The organism is Dysgonomonas sp. BGC7, from assembly GCF_001261735.1.
Taxonomy (GTDB): domain Bacteria; phylum Bacteroidota; class Bacteroidia; order Bacteroidales; family Dysgonomonadaceae; genus Dysgonomonas.
On the sequence record NZ_CVRP01000010.1, the window covers coordinates 438734 to 457509 of the forward strand.

11 protein-coding genes are annotated in these 18776 nt (G+C 38.2%); 2 read left to right on the top strand and 9 right to left on the bottom strand.

Features of this window, described 5'->3' with window-relative positions; all coding sequences use genetic code 11:
* Positions 1-78: 78 nt before the first annotated feature.
* Positions 79-330 carry a hypothetical protein gene (locus BGC7_RS17880; protein WP_157258704.1) on the top strand — a complete coding sequence of 84 codons (252 nt, stop codon included), beginning with the start codon at positions 79-81 and terminating at the stop codon, positions 328-330.
* 52 nt (positions 331-382) lie between these two features.
* Positions 383-1297, top strand: a complete 915-nt coding sequence (locus BGC7_RS11535) for a cysteine hydrolase family protein (protein ID WP_050701737.1) — start codon at positions 383-385, stop codon at positions 1295-1297.
* Positions 1298-1383: 86 nt separating this feature from the next.
* On the opposite strand, the gene BGC7_RS11540 is transcribed toward BGC7_RS11535, so the two are convergent.
* From BGC7_RS11540 to BGC7_RS11580, 9 genes are all read right to left on the bottom strand, one after another.
* Positions 1384-2775 (bottom strand): alpha-L-fucosidase, encoded by a 1392-nt coding sequence (locus tag BGC7_RS11540; RefSeq protein ID WP_050701738.1) that lies wholly within the window; start codon positions 2773-2775, stop codon positions 1384-1386.
* Between the two features lie 67 nt (positions 2776-2842).
* Complete coding sequence (locus tag BGC7_RS11545; protein WP_050701739.1) at positions 2843-4162, bottom strand: hypothetical protein; 1320 nt, start codon at positions 4160-4162, stop codon at positions 2843-2845.
* 31 nt (positions 4163-4193) lie between these two features.
* Positions 4194-6512, bottom strand: a complete 2319-nt coding sequence (locus BGC7_RS11550; protein WP_050701740.1) for a GH92 family glycosyl hydrolase — start codon at positions 6510-6512, stop codon at positions 4194-4196.
* A gap of 10 nt (positions 6513-6522) precedes the next feature.
* Positions 6523-7314, bottom strand: a complete 792-nt coding sequence (locus BGC7_RS11555; RefSeq protein WP_050701741.1) for a basic secretory family protein — start codon at positions 7312-7314, stop codon at positions 6523-6525.
* Between the two features lie 20 nt (positions 7315-7334).
* Positions 7335-9665 (bottom strand): GH92 family glycosyl hydrolase, encoded by a 2331-nt coding sequence (locus BGC7_RS11560; RefSeq protein ID WP_050701742.1) that lies wholly within the window; start codon positions 9663-9665, stop codon positions 7335-7337.
* Positions 9666-9667: 2 nt separating this feature from the next.
* Positions 9668-11005 carry a hypothetical protein gene (locus BGC7_RS11565; protein WP_050701743.1) on the bottom strand — a complete coding sequence of 446 codons (1338 nt, stop codon included), beginning with the start codon at positions 11003-11005 and terminating at the stop codon, positions 9668-9670.
* A 27-nt stretch (positions 11006-11032) separates the two neighbouring features.
* Positions 11033-13324: a GH92 family glycosyl hydrolase gene (locus tag BGC7_RS11570; protein ID WP_050701744.1), complete on the bottom strand. Its 2292-nt coding sequence runs from the start codon at positions 13322-13324 to the stop codon at positions 11033-11035.
* A gap of 85 nt (positions 13325-13409) precedes the next feature.
* Positions 13410-15347 carry a RagB/SusD family nutrient uptake outer membrane protein gene (locus BGC7_RS11575; RefSeq protein WP_050701745.1) on the bottom strand — a complete coding sequence of 646 codons (1938 nt, stop codon included), beginning with the start codon at positions 15345-15347 and terminating at the stop codon, positions 13410-13412.
* Positions 15348-15366: 19 nt separating this feature from the next.
* On the bottom strand, positions 15367-18510 hold the full coding sequence (locus BGC7_RS11580; RefSeq protein WP_050701791.1) for a SusC/RagA family TonB-linked outer membrane protein: 3144 nt from the start codon (positions 18508-18510) through the stop codon (positions 15367-15369).
* Positions 18511-18776: the final 266 nt, after the last annotated feature.

Genomic DNA, 18776 nt, shown 5'->3' on the forward strand with positions numbered 1-18776 from the left:
CGAGCCTTATTTTTTATATGAAGAAATTCATATTTCCAGCAATTTTATTATTTTTGGTTTATAAAAAGCAATTTACAAATGAGACTTTTCTTAATTAAACTACTGATAATAATATCCGTAATACTACTATTTAGCGGCTGTGCTATTATTAATTCTCTACTAGGATTCGATAAATGCAGTTATCCTGGTTGTGAAAACCAATGCACTAACGACTGTAATTATTGTACTATCCATTGTAACAGTTATAATATCGCTCCTGATTTGGAGAAGAAAGTAGGCAAGTCGATAGATAAACAATTGGAACGTTATAAAAATGATCAGAAAAAATAAGTTTGGATAGGAACAAATATATATACATATTTACTACCCAAAATAGAAAAATATGAAGACTCTATATGAACAGATTATTGATGTAGATAAAATAGCATCAAGTAACAGCACAGAAAATATTGCAGAAATAATATCTTTTGGCAAGAAAGAAATGATGAGTTCAGCATCACAGGATACAAAACGAACTTTACTTTTAGCTATTGACATACAAAACGACTTTATGGAAGATATAGGTAGCCTTGCTGTACAAGGGTCGAAAGGTGATGTAGAACGTCTGACACGATGGATATATAAAAATATAGAACACCTCACTCAGATAATATGCAGTTTAGATAGTCATTCTATTGCTCAAATATTTCATGCAGGATGGTGGACTGACGAGAATGGAAATCAACCTCCTCCATTTACAATTATTACATACGAAGATGTAGCAAAAGGTAAATGGTTGGCTGTTAATGGAGAAAATGCCAGATCGTTGGAATATGTCAAAAACTTGGAATCGAAAGGACAAAAACAGCTATGTATATGGCCTTACCATTGTTTAGAAGGAACTAAAGGAGCCAAACTAGAAAGTGAATTTACAAAGATGATATATTACCACTCGTCTGCTCGCAACAGCACTCCTCTTCTGATTCCGAAAGGGCAGAATCCGTTTACTGAAATGTATGGAATAATAAAAGCAGAGTATGACAAAGATAACTATATAAACCATCCTGTACTAGATGCCATAAAAATGTTTGATGAAATATATATAGCAGGAGAAGCTTCCAGTCATTGTGTATTAGCATCAACGGAACAAATATTAGAATATCTTTCCAACAACGGGTATTCCACTGCACATATAACTATTTTAGAGGACTGCATGTCTCCAATCACAGGCTTTGAAGATATTACCAGATTATCTTTTGACAGATTAAGAGATAAATATGGAATCAAAATACAAAAATCGACAGAAATTAGTCTATAAAAACATTCCTTTTTAAGGATATAAAAAAGACGTGAAATATTAATCTATCCCACGCCTTTCTTATATCCTATCACACTATCGTGATCTTATTTTCTCTCATTATAAACTCCAAATTCGGCAATAGAAGGAGTTCCATTAGACTTTATCACCACCATGCGCACAGCATCTCCCCATACCGTATCGAAACGATGTATCTTTACTTTCAACGATGTTGGAGCTTTTCCTTCATAAAGGGGCTTCCAAGCATCATTTACACGATATTCTAAACGGTACTCCTGCAATCGGTCATTATTTCTATCTGTGATAACAATCATATTGAAAGCCTGTTCTTTATTCAGAGATACTGAATACCAAGGATTCTTTACTTCCGGATTTGAATTCCAACAAGAACCAAAATCATCATCATTCGCAAAATCCATTATTGCATAATCGCTACTCCAAGTACCCTCAGATGGTTTGTACTTAGCAATATTGGAAGAAATGATAGGAGCATCAGCCTGTGGAATAACTGCAACTTGTCCATCATTTTTCCAAAGCTTTCCTATTTCTTTCAGGGCTTTCAGTGCATTTGCATCTATAAGCCCATCTCTGTTAGGTGCCACATTTAGTATAAAGTTACAATATACTTTACCCATAGGAATAATATTATCATTTACCATCTTTTCTGGCGATTTCACAACTGTAGCAGGGAAGCTTTCTTTCCAAAACCAGTTTGCCTGCAATGGTAAGCAAGATAAGGCAGGCAATCGGTTCGAATCTTTCGATATATGCTGCCCGGCTCCTTGCTCATAAGACTTTATATCGGTATAAAATAGAGCTTCAGCAGGATATTTGGCTGCATTAAGATCCATTACCAAACAGTTTGGCTGTATAGATTTAATCAAACGGTAAATTTCTTCGAAAGGGACTTCATCGTAAGAAATTCGTGACCAAGGAGCATCCCATCCATCAATAATCAAAGCAGAGATTTCTCCATAGTTGGTAAGCAGTTCACGAAGCTGTGCTTTGATCATATCTATATGCTTTGGTGTTATACTATTAGGACGTAGACGAGCATGCGTATCAAGAATTGAGTAATAAAGCATCACTCCTAATCCTTCAGCCCGAAACGCATCGGCATACTCTTTCACTACATCTCGTTTAAAAGGACTATTCATCACACTATAATCAGTTGTTTTCGTATCCCATATACAGAATCCACTATGGTGCTTTGTAGTAAGGCAACCATATGTCATATTTGCAGATTTAGCAGCCTGCGCCCACTGTTTACAATCCATTTTTACAGGATTAAACAATTCAGGAGAAGCATCAGGATCGGGCCAATCTTCGTTAAAAAACGTTGGCATATTAAAATGAATAAACATACCGAATCGTAAATCTACAAAATCCTGTTGTAACTGATGAAGTGATTTTGTCTGAGCACCTGCACAGAGAAAGGAAATAATACTAAGGATCAAGAACAAATACAGTTTTTTCATTATCAGAAAATTAGTTATTAGTAAATTAATTTAGTTTGTCGTTTATTATGTGGTTATTTAAATTCATTTAGCCTTTTTGTAATTTTACCCACATGCCAGAAGTAGGACTTAGTAAATAAATATAGTCTTTTAATTTAGCTACATAAAGTCCATCCTTATCGTACCAGAAGCCTAAGAATATAGTGAATTTAGTATTGATGCCGGCAATTTCTTCTTGAGTGAAGCCACCCCACCCTACTATTCCGGTTGAAGACATCTTTGTAAAGAATACTCTATCACGTTCTCCATCCCTTGTTATACTTGCACCCGGAGCACTACTTGGGAAAGCCAAAGTGGAATAACCACTGGCATTCATTGCCCAAAATACAAATGGACGAGACATCTTCATATTATCATCTCCATAACTACTAAATAATTCGATAGATACTACTGTAGCTGAGGAGACCCCATCTATCTTAGAACCTGTTTCATTCCATATCTCCTGACATGCAGCACCTTTAGTACCATGAACAGATTCTTTTGCACATGCCCATTTTGTTTGGTAATTATCGAATGTAACAACAGCAGCATCATTAGAAGTCACAGTTAACTGAGCCGAATTCAATCCATTAATAGTTACCACACCATCTTTAACCTTAATACTTTCTATAGAACATTTATCACTCGTAGTCATTGTCTTAAATTCGGGTACAGGTGTTTCTAACAGAAATAATTCGCCTTCTTTTTTTAGAGTCGAAGTATATACTTTCGTATGACCATATAAATCGCTATCTCCTGTTTTTTCTATTGTAATTACTTTAATCTTTATTTCAAATTTCTGATAATCCACATATGTCATATAATAGGCTACAAATTGCTCACTGCCATATCTTATCACGGCCGGAGTAAGTGATGCATAATCTCTTATTTTTTCCAAAAAATCAGCTTTCTGAGCCGTATTGGCATCCATAGCAGCTTTTGTGGCCGGAACAAGAATTAATGATGCTCCGGTGTTCTCTCCTTTACAAACTATTTTATCTTTTGAAACTTCTGAAATAACCAATTGATCTTCGGTCAAATCACTACCTAGATAAGCAAAATGCCCTCCTCCCTCGATAGTTAACAAAGTCTCTTTTCTTTTTGTAGTAAAAGTAGCAGCAGATTCAGTAGGGTCTTTCATCTGCTCAGAATCCATCGTTACTGTTCCTGATTCTTTAAATTGAAAATAAAATTTATATCCGGCATACTCTGTTGCCCAACAGCCATCAGGAGCTGCATATACTATCGGTTTCACGTCCGAAGGTTTTAAACGGTCTCCATCGCCATATCCCACATCGCTCAAGTCGAGTGAGTCGCAGCTATAGAAAACTGCACACAACACTACTAATGCAAATAATACTTTTTTCATAATAGTCTATTTTTAATTAACATTAGGTATATTATTTATTTTGATATTTCATTGTCTTTCCCGGTAAAGAAAGAGAAGGTGCTACAGCATCGTCCGATACCGCACGCCTATAGTTTGGTTTATCACTCATCACAAAGCGTAATTTCACCCCGTCACTAATATTTTCGTACCTCAGGTACGACTTGTCATATTTTTTCTCGTTTACGTATAATTCTTTCACATAGATATTCTCCTTTGACCAGTTATCAGCAATCATATCTATTATTTTCCCATTACTCATTTTTACAGTAATAGCCTCTACACAAGGAGAACCAATGTTATAAATATTGCTTGATGGTGCAATAGGATAAAAGCCTATACAATTGAACATGTACCAAGCCGACATCTGCCCGCAATCGTCATTTCCACTCAATGCATCGGGCGTATTACCATAGAAACGGTCAGCAATAGTACGAATCCACTTTTGGCATTTCCAAGGTTCTTTTACATAATTGTAGAGATAAGCTATATAATGACACGGTTCATTACCATGCCAGTATGCTCCTATGCGCCCTTGTATATCATGTGCTCCGGGAATATCCTCAGGCAAATCAGTTGTAAACAAATCGTCGAGTCTCTTGCGAAACAAATCTTTACCCATCTCGTTGATATAGCCTTGTACATCATGTGGAACATACCATGTATATTGCAGAGTAAAGCCTTCGGTTATGTCTCCCCAACCATGTACTGACCCAGGTCCCTGATAGGCTATAGGAGTAAACGGCGTACGCCAATTTCCTCGACTATCTCTTCCTCGCATATATTTAGTTTCGGGGTCTATAAGAGTCTGATAAGAGAGTGCCCGATTGAGGAAATAATGATAGTCATCTTCTTTTCCAAGACATTTGGCCGCCTGAGCTATACAATAATCGTCGTAGGCATATTCCAGTGTTTTGGAAACAGATTCTGCTTCTTTGTCGAACGGAACATAACCTAGAGTACTATACAGAGGTAAGCAATCGTAGTTAGGATTCATTGCTGTGGCTTTCATAGCCTGATAAGCTCGCTCGTAATCGAATCCTTTGACTCCTTTGACAATCATATCAGACAATACCGAAACTGCGTGGTAGCCAATCATACACCATGTCTCATTACCGTAAAACGACCAGATAGGCAACATTTTTTCTACACTCTTATCGTAATGAGCAAGCATAGAATTTGCTACATCTGCATTTACGTCCTGCTGAACTAGGTTAAACCATGGATGCAATGCCCGATAAGTATCCCAAAGAGAAAACACTGTATAGTTAGTGAACCCCTCTGCTTTTTCGATATTCTTATCCAAACCTCGGAAACTTCCGTCAGAGTCTTGAAAGATAAATGGGTGTAATGCTGAATGATAAGCAGAAGTATAAAAAGTTTCTTTGGTTTTCTTATCAGCAACTAACGTATATTTACCAAGTTCTTTTTCCCAAAGACGCTCTCCACGATTCTTCAAACTATCGAACGAGATATTATCCAATTCCTTTATATTACGCATAGCTCCATCTGTACTGACTGCTGAAATAGCTGTTTTCACAATTACTTCTTCTCCTTCTTCGGTATCGAAAGATATACAAGCCATCAGATTTTTACCCCAAGCCTCATAGCTGCTTCGAAAACGGGAAGTGTTATAAATCACAGGCTTTTTGTCCTGCATAAAACGTAGCCCTGTTAGTTTTTTAGAAAAAACAGCAGTAAAATAAACATATCGCTCGGGTCCCCATCCTTTTACCAACTTATATCCGGTGATAGTAGAATCATTTACCATACGAAGGTTGGCCCATTCGCATGACTGCCACAATGTATGATCCATATCTATAAGTATAAATGCTTTATCCGATTTAGGATAAGTAAAGCGAAATATGCCGCTACGTACTCCGGAGGTCATCTCTGCTTTTATGCCATAATCAGACAATTCGACTGCATAATAGTTGGGCGACGCCCATTCTTTATTGTGCGAATAACGAGAGCGATAACCGCCTTTGGTATCTTCATGTGTTCCCGGATCGAGATGTATTTCCCCTATGCCGGGCATAAACAGAAAATCGCCTAAATCGGGAATACCTGTTCCACTAAGATGAGTCAGACTAAATCCTAAAATGGTAGTGTGTTTATACTTATATCCGGAAGCTGCATCATAATATTTACGGTCTGTATCGGGACTAATTTGTATTCCTCCAAATGGAATTTGAGCACCCGGATATACATTCCCATAGCCATCAGTACCCACAAAAGGGTTCACATAGTCGGTCAACTTAACAGTTTGCGCTATATTTGTCAAAGAGACTAAAAGCAGTAAAACGAAAAGAAAATGCCTAAGTGTTTTCATACAGATTTGTTTATACTTGAATATCCCCGACAGCAATTTGATATTCGCGCCACAGTTCATCTATATTGTATTGATCTCCTAAAATATGCTTGATAGCACCATCGAATGACCAGGGAACAACCTCTAATGTACTACGGTTGAATTTGCGCAAAAATTCAGGATCTTTATTATCGCACAACCAAACAAAAAAGTATCCGGCAGTACGATAGCCATCCATATAGTTCCCACCCTTGGGACGTGCATCGGGACCAAAGCCTCCGTTTGCTATACGTACAGCATCAGCCATACCTTCTATAAATGCCCAAAACACACGGTTGGTACCATAAGAACCAATCCCCTGAGGTTCGAGTTGATAAGCATGGGTTAGTTCGTGCAATAGAACTCCTCTGGTTTCGAAGAAAAGCTTGATCGTATCATTATTGGCAAATGAGGTTTCTATATGACGAGTACTATAAAAGATAGTAATATCACCATGGTCGCCTCCTTTTGCCGAAATACCGTCAATGTCTTCCAACGTATAATGAATTTTACTGACAGGAGGAATACTGTCTTCCGGCGAACTATAAAGCGTAGCTAATACAGCTCTAGCCTGCTCTTTTATATACGATTCGGCATCAGGTATAATACGGTGATAGATATCAGACCCTTTAGTTTGTGGTGCTTTATCCTCAAAAATGACTATTCCCACATCGTAACGTTTCCATAAATCGGATATACTTTCCCCCTGTCCTTTCTTACTTGCAGAACAAGCACTAATACCTGCCAATACACAAATGGCATACAATAAATATTTTCTCTTCATCTTTTCTTATATTGTTATTATTATATTCCGTTAGTCAACGAATAAGGTTTATCATCGGGAGTTAGTCCTCGATGTTTGTTAGGATACGAAGACATTTTGAATTCAAGTGTTCCTCCTTTCAAAATATCATCATGGGTAATGTATGTCTTACTATAGTCGCGTCCATTTAGTTTCAAAGACTGCACATATCGGTTTTTATCACTAACTGCCGGAGCTTTAATCTCTAATATATTTCCATTCGGCAACTTCAATTTCAGATAAGGCAAATAAGGTGCACCAAATATATATTGATCAGAACCAGGACATACAGGATAAAATCCAATTACAGAAAAAATATACCAAGCTGACATCTGTCCACAATCGTCATTTCCTCCCAACCCTTTAATATCATTTTTATACATCTTATTCAAGATCTCTCTTAGCCAATACTGTGTTTTCCAAGGCTGTGACGTCCATGCGTAGAGATACGGAATATGATGGCTGGGTTCATTTCCATGCACATATCCGCCAACAAGACATTCTTCTGTAATATCTTCATTGTGTTCATAATATTTTTCGGGCAGATGCATCGAAAACAATTTATCAAGCTTCTCTACAAAAGACTTATCACCACCCATCAAAGACATTACTCCAAACACATCGTGAGGTACATGAAAAGAGAAATTCCATGAATTGCCCTCTATGAAGCCCTCTCCATAAGTTTGCAATACATCAAAATCTTTCTTAAAAGAACCATCACTATAACGCGGGCGGGCAAAGCCAATAGAAGAATCATAAATATTACGATAATTCAATGCTCGTTTCTTGTAGATCTCTGCAACATCAGTATTTCCCGTAGCCAAAGCCGTTTTATAAATAGCCCAGTCGTCGTATGCATATTCTAAAGTGGAAGATGCTGCCGTACCGCTTTTATCTAAAGGTATATATCCTAACTTTATATAGTCGGTAACACCTTCATAATAAGGAACATTTGATGTACTGACCATTGCGTTCAGAGTTTCTCCTGTATTTTTATATACATTCTTAGTTATAGCGTCAGCCAATACCGAAACAGCATGATAGCCACTCATACACCAGTTTTCATTACCCATATGACTCCAAACAGGTAACATCTTGTGTACGCTCTGTTGCTGATGTTTTATCATAGACTCTGCCATATCGGCATTGCGTTCGGGTTTTATCAAGTTAAGAAAAGGATGTTCGGCCCGATATGTATCCCAAAGCGAGAATATCGTATAATTAGTAAAATTTTCAGCCCGATGAATATTATTATCGACCCCTCTGTAAAGGCCATCAACATCCATATATATCGATGGATTAATCATAGTGTGGTAAAGCGAAGTATAAAACATAGTCTTCTGATCAGATGTACCTTCTATTTCGAAATGATCCAGTTCATTATTCCATACTTCTGTCGCAATCTTTGCCAACTGTTCAAAACTTCGTCCGGAAGCCTCAGCGTGCAAATTTTTAACTGCGCCCTCTGTGCTAACAGCAGACAAAGCTACTTTAACGACTAATTCAGGGTTATGCTTAGTATCGAAATTGAAATAAGTGACTATATTACGACCTGCAATCTCTGGAAAGTTTTGCTCTTGATTGAATCTACGCCAAAATCCTTTATACAGCGTTTTTGCTTTATCCTTATATCCATAAGAAAGAACAGGCTGAGAAAAAGAAATCGCAAAATAAGTATAGTTGGTACGTGCCCAGCCATTGGTAATACGGTAGCCTGTCAGCAAAGTATCATTTTCTACCCTTAAGCTTGACCAAAGAACTTTACCATCGTAATTGTAGATACCATGTACGAGGTCTAGTATAAGGTGTCCGTCCTCTTCTTTTGGAAAAGTATATTTATGCACTCCTACACGTGGCGTTGCTGTAAGCTGGGCTTTAATAGAATAATCATCAAGCACTACTTCATAATAACCGGGTGTAGCCTTCTCTGTAGCATGACTAAAACGGGAACGATATCCTTCGCCGGAAAAGTCAGCATGTCCGGGGTTCAATTTCAGATCTCCGGTAGCCGGCATTAATAGAATATCTCCCAAATCGGAATGCCCTGTACCACTAAGATGGGTATGACTAAAGCCAACTATTGTTTTATCCTTATACTGATAGCCTGCACAATATTCATATACATTCTTCTGATACGTGCCATTAATATTATGAGGAATAGTATCCGTATCAGGACTTAACTGCACAAGCCCAAAAGGAGTACAAGCTCCGGGGAAAGTATGTCCCATTCCATCGGTACCAATTATAGGATTGACATAATCGACAGGCCGCTGTGCTATAACAGGCAAAGAGAACACCCCGATAACTATTGCTAAAAACTGTTTTCTGAACATCTCTAATTATTTTGTAAAAACGCTTCAACTTCGGTTTTGTATTCGTCCCAAAGTTCCTTTATTGTTATATTAGGGTAGCTTTCTCTGAGCGTATATTTAACTGCATCTTCGAGGCTCCACTTGTCTGTCAGATCGTCCATGAGCACTGTCCAAGGCATCATACGCACAAAGTCTCCGTTATAGATACGCAACCAACTCATAAATGCTCCGGATGTGTTATAATCTATCTGCCACACATAATATTTATCGCTCTGAGGATTTTGATACGGTTTTTCTATTGCCGACCTATATTCAGCTTTTTGAGTAGCCAGAATATATCCTTTGCTCGCTATCTTCACGGCATCAGGCCATCCTTCCTGATATCCTTGGCGATCGCAGTCCTGTATTCCTTCTTTAATATATTTTCCAGCCTTGGGCATCCATTCTACACAGTGACCCATTTCGTGCATCATCACATGTTGCATATCGGGTAGTTTCCATAAGTCTGAATTAGGATTTCCGACACTAGCCTCGTAATTGATTCTTCTGCCGGTAGTATGGTTAGGCCAGTCTATAGCATTAGCTACTCCTACATTATCAGCAATATGTATATCCAAATTCTTGTAAGGGTCGAAAGCCATATTGTAAGGATCGAATGACATAGCTGCACAATCCATATAATACCATTTTTGAAATTCTTCTTTGGCTTTAGCTTCATTACCTTGTCCTACCAGATCAACAATAGCAGCGGTAGACTTTGTAGAAGACGTAGAAAAAGAAATTTGAACAGGGCTGACTACATTATTTTTGAAAAATTGCCAAGCTAGATAGTTTTTGTCTACCTCTATATTTTGATCACTTAACTTTACCCAATCGCTCATTTTTTGAACACCATCAGCATCTTTATAAATGGAACGAAAACGAAGTTCGTCTACTCCATAGCGATCTGTAACTACTACTGTACGATATTTACTCAGATGTAGGGTACTCGGTTCGTTATTATAATCACGTTTCTTGACTGTCAAATTACCAAAATCGCCAATATTAGGGATCATAACCCGTTTCACTTTTTTCCCTGACAGAAGAGAGTAAAACTCCACCTCTGCTCCGACATATTCATCTCTCTTTTCCCACGAAGAATTACTTCCGTCCCAACTAATATACAATTCGTTGAGAACATCATCATATTTAGCGTCTTTTACAGGAGCGACCGCATATCCGGTTAAGCTTTCGCCTCCTTCAGGATTTTGTTGATAGTCTTTATAGATAGAAGGGACTGCAAAACTATCTTCTTCGCCATAGCAAGAGAACAAAGTCAACATAGAAAATATCCCTAAAATCAGATTTCTACAATATTTCATAATATTAATTTTTAGTCTTTTTTACAATCATTTTTCATTAGAAAAAGAATATGGAAAATCCGTATCGTTTATCCCTCTTTTTGGGGAAGGACGACCATCCATATCGAATATCATGCGTCCGCCTTTCAGTAAATCGAAGTGATTTACATAGTTCTTCGTATAGTTTTTCCCATTATAATTAAGGAGGCGTATATAGCGATTTTCAGCACTATTTTTAGGTGCAGATATCTCGAGTTTCTTACCATTCTCGAAAGAAATAGTCGCTTTCTTGAAATAAGGAGCTCCCAGTACATATTCGTTGCTTCCGGGACATACCGGATAAAATCCGAGTGCAGTAAATACATACCATGCAGATGTTTGCCCGTTATCCTCATCACCACAATAACCATCGGGAGTAGCCATATAGAGACGATCCATTACCTCTCGCAACCAATACTGTGTTTTCCAAGGTTCACCAGCGTAGCCATATAGATAAATCATGTGCTGTATAGGTTGGTTGCCATGAGCATAATTACCCATATTCATTATCTCCATTTCCCTGATTTCGTGTATCACACCGCCATAATAGCTATCATCGAAAATAGGCGGAAGATTGAATACAGAATCGAGCATGTTTACAAACATTTTCTTACCTCCCATTAGATTTATTAATCCCTGTACATCGTGGAATACCGACCATGTATAATGCCAGCTATTACCTTCGGTAAAAGCATCGCCCCACTTGAAAGGATTGAATGGCTTCTGGAATGTTCCATCTTCATTCTTACCACGTATTAGTTTTGTTTCTTCGTCAAACAGATTGCGATAGTTCTGGCTTCTTTCCTTATATATCGCCAATTCATCTGCCGGACGTCCTAGCTTTTTACCCATTTGATAGATACACCAGTCGTCATAAGCATATTCGAGCGTACGTGCTGCATTTTCATTGATACCTACATTGTAAGGAACATAGCCTAGTCTATTGTAGTAGTCATACCCCAAACGTCCTGTAGAAGACACGTGAGGGTGTACATTATTTGCACCTTTCAGTAGGCCTTGATACATTTTATCTGCATCTGCTCTTGTTACATTTTTGAGATAGGCATCAGCCACCACTGAAGCCGAATTATTACCAACCATACATCCACGATGTCCCGGACTAGCCCATTCAGGAAAAAATCCGCTCTCAAGATAAGTATTTAACAATCCTTCCTGCATTTTTTCTCCCATCGAGGGATACAGCAGATTTACAAATGGGAGTAAACAACGAAATGTATCCCAAAAACCCGTGTCGGTAAACATATATCCTGGCCGTACTTCGCCATTGTATGGGCTATAGTGAATAGTCTCTCCTTTAGCATTTATTTCGTAAAACATGCGAGGGAAAAGAACAGAACGATATAGACAGGAATAGAATGTTCGTACATGATCCATATCATTATCTTCTATATCTATACGTCCAAGTATGTCATTCCACGCTTTTCGTCCGGCAGCTTTAGTTTGTTCGAAGTTCTTTTCTCCAATTTCCTTCAAATTTAATTCAGCCTGTTCGAGGCTGATAAATGAAGAAGCTACCTTAGCATGTACTTGCTCACCTTTTTGGGTAGCAAATCCTATAGCTGCTCCCACATGATCCGAAGCCAATTCCAAGTGCTGATCTACTAACTTATAGTTAGCCCACACCTTATTAAAAGTAAAGGACTTATCAAACTCTATAACAAAATAATTTTTAAAATTCTGAGGCACGCCTCCGCTATTACGTGTAGTGTAACCAACAATTTTATTCTGTTCCGGAATTACTTTTATATACGAACCTCTGTCAAAAGCATCTATAACTACAAATGCGTCGTCTGTTTCAGGAAAAGTAAATCTGAAATAGGCACAACGTTCTGTTGGTGCTATCTCTGTAGTCATATTATACTCGGATAAATAGACACTATAATAGTAAGGTTTCGCTATTTCCGACTTGTGCGAAAACCACGAAGCACGACTATCCTGATCTATTTTCAGCTTTCCGGTCACAGGCATGAGAGAAAACTGTCCGTAATCGTTTATCCAAGGGCTAGGCTGATGAGTCTGCTTAAACCCTCTTATCTTATCAGAAGCATATGTATATGCCCAACCATCACCCATCTTACCTGTCTGCGGCATCCAGAAATTCATCCCCCATGGCATGGCAATAGCCGGATATGTATTTCCATTGGAAAGAGAAATCTTTGAGTCGGTTCCCATCAACGGATTAACATAGTCTACCACATCTTTTGTTGAAGTTTGAGCGATCGTTAAGCCAAACCGAAATAAACAGCAGAATAAAAGCAACAGAATCTTTAATTTATTCATTATAAAACTTAGTTTTATGAGTCCGAAGATTCTCTCTTCTTCGGACTCTTGTTATAGTTGAATATTTTTTAATTTTTATCCGTTTTTACCATCCATAATTTTGTACCAGCTTAGGGATACGGCGAATATCATCGTAAGGTATAGGCATGAAATAATACTTTTTGGTGAAAGCCTGACGATTTTCAAAAACTGTTCTTTCAAAGAACTTCGGATAGTCTTCGTCCGAATTCATACCATATACTTTGCCACCTTCTCCTCCCTGATGATATTCGGGATAAATCCAATTATCCGGATCATTTTTATCTTCTGCCACTTTCCATCTGCGAACATCGAAGTAGCGATTCCATTCAAATACTAATTCAACTAAACGCTCGCGACGAATACGGCTCTGTAATTGTGCCTGAGTTTTAGGACAAGCTATTTTCCCTGCCTCTGTATCGAAAGTATATTCAGGGACACCGGCACGCACACGAATTTTATTCAGATAAATTAGTGACTCATCCAAATCGTTAGTCATACACAACACTTCAGCATAACCCAGATATATATCGGCAAGACGAAGCACGGGTGAGAAATGTTTCCAGCCATCGTTACTGGCTGCTTTAGCTCCCTTACGAATCAGGTAACCTGAAACAGGATAATCGCCTTGAGCAACTGATTTTCCGCAGTTTCCACTGGCTCCGTTTGTAAAGTCAGATGTCATTTTTTCATTATATTTTCCTTCGTTCACCCATGTAGAACCACTATATGTGATATTAACATAGAAGCGAGGCTCACGGTCTTTCCATTGTTTCAGGACTTTCGATCTTTGTCCATTGAAAAACTGACGATCAGGATTGTTTGGATCCATATATATTTCGGAAGTGAAATGCTGACTACCAGGCACACCTTCGAAAGTATCGTAGGAAGGGTCTTTGTCGATGGTCAGTCCATTCTTGGTAAAAAACATATCCACTGTTTCCTGAGAGGTGTAAAAACCACCGCCGCCACGTACTTCGGTATCTACATTATCCGAGAATTTAGGAGTAGTCCAGTAGGTATAATCATACGCATTATTTAGTCTGGCAAATATGAGTTCATCGACTCCTTCCCATGTGGTAGTGTAAAACTCAGTGGCAGCACGACACGAAGCATAAGGATCTAAAGTTCCGTCAGCTTTATAAACCGTTGCCAGTTTATAACCTTGACCTGTTGCAAAAGAGATAAACTCGCTATACGCATCTTTTGCCTTAGTCCATTTAGTAGGGTCTTCCGTTTGAGGAAATAATTGTGTACCGTCCAGATTCTTGACAGTAGCAAAATCCGTATTGCCATTAAATAGCGGACTAGCCCAATATAGATATAACCTTGCTTTTAAAGCTAAACAGGTGGCAATATCCATACGTCCCAAATTAGCCTTACCTGCTCTTTGAGGTAAGTCGCCTGAATCTACTGCTTTTTGCAATTCAATTGCAATAAAATCGACACACTGATCTACTGTATTCCGTTCTTTTATCATCTGATCGAGGGAGGCATCGGTAGGTATTGGTTCTTCTCCGATCAATGGAACCGGACCGTAAGTGCGCAACAGTTCAAAATAATAGTATGCCCTTAGTGCCCGAGCTTCGGCTTTCCATCTGCCACGTACCGAAGGTGCAGCTTCCTTGCACATATCTACATTCTGAATGAATGTGCTTGCTTTAGCTATACCTTGATAATAAGATGCAAAATGCCACTTTACTAAATCTGAAGCTGAATTGGCAGATCCCAGAGTCCACTGTTCATATGTTTTATTCCATTTATTTCCTCCTTCGAGAGATGCTTCGGTAAATATTGCCCCGTTTTTGTCGGGATGAATAGCATCCGTAACCTCTTTTATGTATGTATATACATTATTAAGATATTCTTCGGTTCTGCCTTTCGAGGAAAATGTTTCTTCCAAGCCGAATTGTACGCCGGGAATCGGTTCAAAAAAGTCGCTGCACGCAACCAGACCAACACATAGAGAAGCAGTTAATATACATTTTCTTACTATACTTTTCATACAATTATTTCATCATTGGTTAAAAACTAAACTTAACACCGATTGAATAGCTGGATACATTCGGGTACATAGTACCATTGTTTGTATTCAACTCCGGATCCCATAATTTGAATTTAGATAGAGTAAATAAATTAGTTCCCATCATATAGATACTAGCATTCTTCAAAAAGAGCTTATCTGTAATCGTTTTTGGAATATTGTATGCAATATTTAATTGCTTTAAACGGAGAAAGCTCACATCTTTTTGCCACCATGTGCTTTGTTGAAAATTATTAGTATTCATACTGCTACCCACATATAAGCGAGGGTAGAATACATTTTGATTAGTTGGGTCATCCGGACTCCAACGATCGGTAATATTGGCAAATGTATTGTCACGACCTTCGTCGTCAACAAAAGGATTGATAGAACTACCCAACAGACAGCGGTCCGCCTTTGCCGTTCCCTGAAATAAAGCACTTATGGAAAAGTCTCCAATCTGTAGATCAGCTCCAAATCCATAATAAACTTTAGGTACGTCACCTTGCCCTATTACAGTCTTATCATAATTATCGATAACCCCATCTCCATTAAGATCCCGATATTTAACATCACCTATATGTAATGTTCCAAACTGGGTTGCATGATTGTCTATTTCGTCTTGACTGGTGAACAAACCATCAGCAATGAATCCCCAACGAGCATTTACATTTGTGCCACGGGTTTCCATCCATGGGTAATCTACCGGCGGCTGATCATTTTCTATGATTTTATCTTTATTATATGTAAGGTTTCCACGTAGAGTCAAAAAGACTTTTTTACTTATTTGCTGAGTATAATCCATAGATACCTCAAATCCTTTGTTTTCTACAATTCCTAGATTTGCATATGGTGATTCTATCCAACCGGCATAATACGGGATGGTGCTACGCTGCAAGAATATATTGTCGCGACGTTCTTTAAATAGGTCTGTAACAAAAGACAATTTATCATTCAGAAGCTTGAGGTCGATACCTAGATCCTGTTTTCTCGACTTTGACCATGTAACATTTACTCCATATTTTTCTTCACCATAGCCACTAGCTCCATTATAATTAGTTCCGAAATATGTACCTGTTAGATTTGTAAATACACCCTGATACATAAAGCGTCTTCCTGTAGCAGTATCACTACCTACCCAGCCGTCGGTATAACGAAACTTAAGAAAAGATACATAAGGGCGAATTGGCTCCCAGAATGATTCGTTAGATACAGCCCACCCTATACCAAAAGCAGGAAAGACCCCATAACGTTTGTCGGGAGTAAAATTCTCCGATCCATTAATACCTAAATTAAATTCGGCAAAATAACGATCTTTCCAAGAATAAGTAGCACGTCCGGCAAAGCCTCGCTGCTTATATGGCATAGCTTCTATAACATCGCTTGCATTTAAGTCCCAATATACTTTCTGATTGTAAAGAAGTAATCCGCCTACACGATGATTTCCATAACTACGATCGTAATTCAGAGAAGCCTCGGTATAGACTGTACGATTACTCCACTGCTCTGGCGACTGCAATACTAATCGTCCATCCGCCTCGCGAAGTGGAGTATATAAGTAATCTCCAGTTTCTTCATCAAACAGAGTGTCTTCTATATACAATCCATCAGGGCCTTTTTTCCCCGCAAAGGCGTACATAGATTCGTTACGGTTATATCTCATTCGTCGGGAATTATAAGTATCGAAAGCAACCATAACAGAGGCAGATAAGCCTTTACTCCAACTCCAGAAATCCAAATCCTGAGTAACACGTATATTAGAATTTAACTGATTGGAAAATTCTTCATAATACCCTCCTCGAGCCAATAAGCCATAAGGATTGAATTTTTGTTGCGAATTGATGCCGGAGACTGTACCATTAGGCAACAGTAAAGGATAAATCACAGGATTTACATCCATACCTGCTGCATACAAAGTGCTAGTACTTGTTTGCGGATAATGTCCCTGTGCCAAATAGCCTGAAAATCCAAGGTCGATAGTTGTTTTCGAAGTTGGTTTCAGATTTAAGTTAGAAGTGAAATTGTAGCGATCATATTTCATTTGTGTATTATAGTTTTCTAACCTAAAATTGCGAGTCATACCTGTTTCGCTATATCCACTCACCGACGCATAATAGTTTGCATTGGGTACTCCTCCACGTACACTTATATTACCTCTGCGATTATGCCCCCAATCGTTGAACAACTCGTCAGCCCAATCAATAGCCGGATATAAATAAGGATTATAGAGTCTCATATTATCGTTGGGCAACAAACCATTTGCTTTTTTTGTAGCTTCTATATAAGCATTGGAATATTTGATAGTACCATTACTATTCATCTGAGCTTCGTTGCGGGCATCCATATATGTATAGGCATCTGCCATTTCTACTTTCTTGGTAAGACGTGTAAAGCTCTCGTAATAATCGACACTAAACTGAGGCTTTCCAACTTTACCGGGTTTGGTTTTTACAATAACAACACCATTTGCACCACGTACACCATAGACAGCTGTAGCCGAAGCATCTTTCAATACTGTAAAAGACTCTATATCTTCAGGATCTATATTACTAAAACTGCGCTCTACTCCATCGACCAACACCAAAGGACTAGAACTTTGACCAAGTAATGTAGACAACCCTCTAATCCAGATATCCGATCCATCGTGTCCCGGTTCTCCACTCCGTTGTACTGCAACAACTCCGGCAATACGTCCCGAAATAACTGAAGATAGATTAGCTACAGGCATTTTCATATCTTTAGCTTCCAATGTCGATTGAGCACCAACAACAGAAACCTTTCGCTGATTTCCATAACCAACAACAACAACTTCATCGAAAGAAGATATATTCTCTACTAGAATAATATCTACTACATTCTGTTTATTAACTTTGACTTCCTGAGGTTTAAATCCTATATACGAAACTATTAGAATAGAATTTTCGCCCTGTAATTTAAGGTTATATGTACCATTTATATCAGTGACAGTTCCGTTTTGTGTGCCTTTTTCCTGTACACTTACACCAATCAGTAATTCTCCCTTCTCGTCTGAGATACGCCCCGTGACCGAACCATTTTGGGCATATACTCCTAAACTCAATGTAAGCATTGCAGCCAACAACCATAAAGATCCGGCCAGATGTTTTTCCATTTTAAACAAATTCATCTTACTTGTTTTTTTATTAATTACTAAGGTTACAAACATGTTCAACTTCTGCTAGCGAATTCAAATTAAGACAATATAAAATAGCATTCATTCCTCCACTGTGCCAAAATCAGAATGTCTTAAAAATGTCCATTCGAAGCACACAGATGTAATTCAGAGCACAACATAGCCACATGATAACCAGCAAAATACACGAAATAAGTAAAAATAAAGTGTAAATAAGAGCACAATGTATACAATACAAAAAACGATAATTAGGTTTCAAA

Coding starts and splice junctions, on each gene's coding strand:
- BGC7_RS11550 (WP_050701740.1), bottom strand. CDS start 6,512: ATGAAAACACTTAGGCATTTTCTTTTCGTTTTACTGCTTTTAGTCTCT.
- BGC7_RS11535 (WP_050701737.1), top strand. CDS start 383: ATGAAGACTCTATATGAACAGATTATTGATGTAGATAAAATAGCATCA.
- BGC7_RS11565 (WP_050701743.1), bottom strand. CDS start 11,005: ATGAAATATTGTAGAAATCTGATTTTAGGGATATTTTCTATGTTGACT.
- BGC7_RS11575 (WP_050701745.1), bottom strand. CDS start 15,347: ATGAAAAGTATAGTAAGAAAATGTATATTAACTGCTTCTCTATGTGTT.
- BGC7_RS11545 (WP_050701739.1), bottom strand. CDS start 4,162: ATGAAAAAAGTATTATTTGCATTAGTAGTGTTGTGTGCAGTTTTCTAT.
- BGC7_RS11570 (WP_050701744.1), bottom strand. CDS start 13,324: ATGAATAAATTAAAGATTCTGTTGCTTTTATTCTGCTGTTTATTTCGG.
- BGC7_RS17880 (WP_157258704.1), top strand. CDS start 79: ATGAGACTTTTCTTAATTAAACTACTGATAATAATATCCGTAATACTA.
- BGC7_RS11580 (WP_050701791.1), bottom strand. CDS start 18,510: ATGAATTTGTTTAAAATGGAAAAACATCTGGCCGGATCTTTATGGTTG.
- BGC7_RS11540 (WP_050701738.1), bottom strand. CDS start 2,775: ATGAAAAAACTGTATTTGTTCTTGATCCTTAGTATTATTTCCTTTCTC.
- BGC7_RS11555 (WP_050701741.1), bottom strand. CDS start 7,314: ATGAAGAGAAAATATTTATTGTATGCCATTTGTGTATTGGCAGGTATT.
- BGC7_RS11560 (WP_050701742.1), bottom strand. CDS start 9,665: ATGTTCAGAAAACAGTTTTTAGCAATAGTTATCGGGGTGTTCTCTTTG.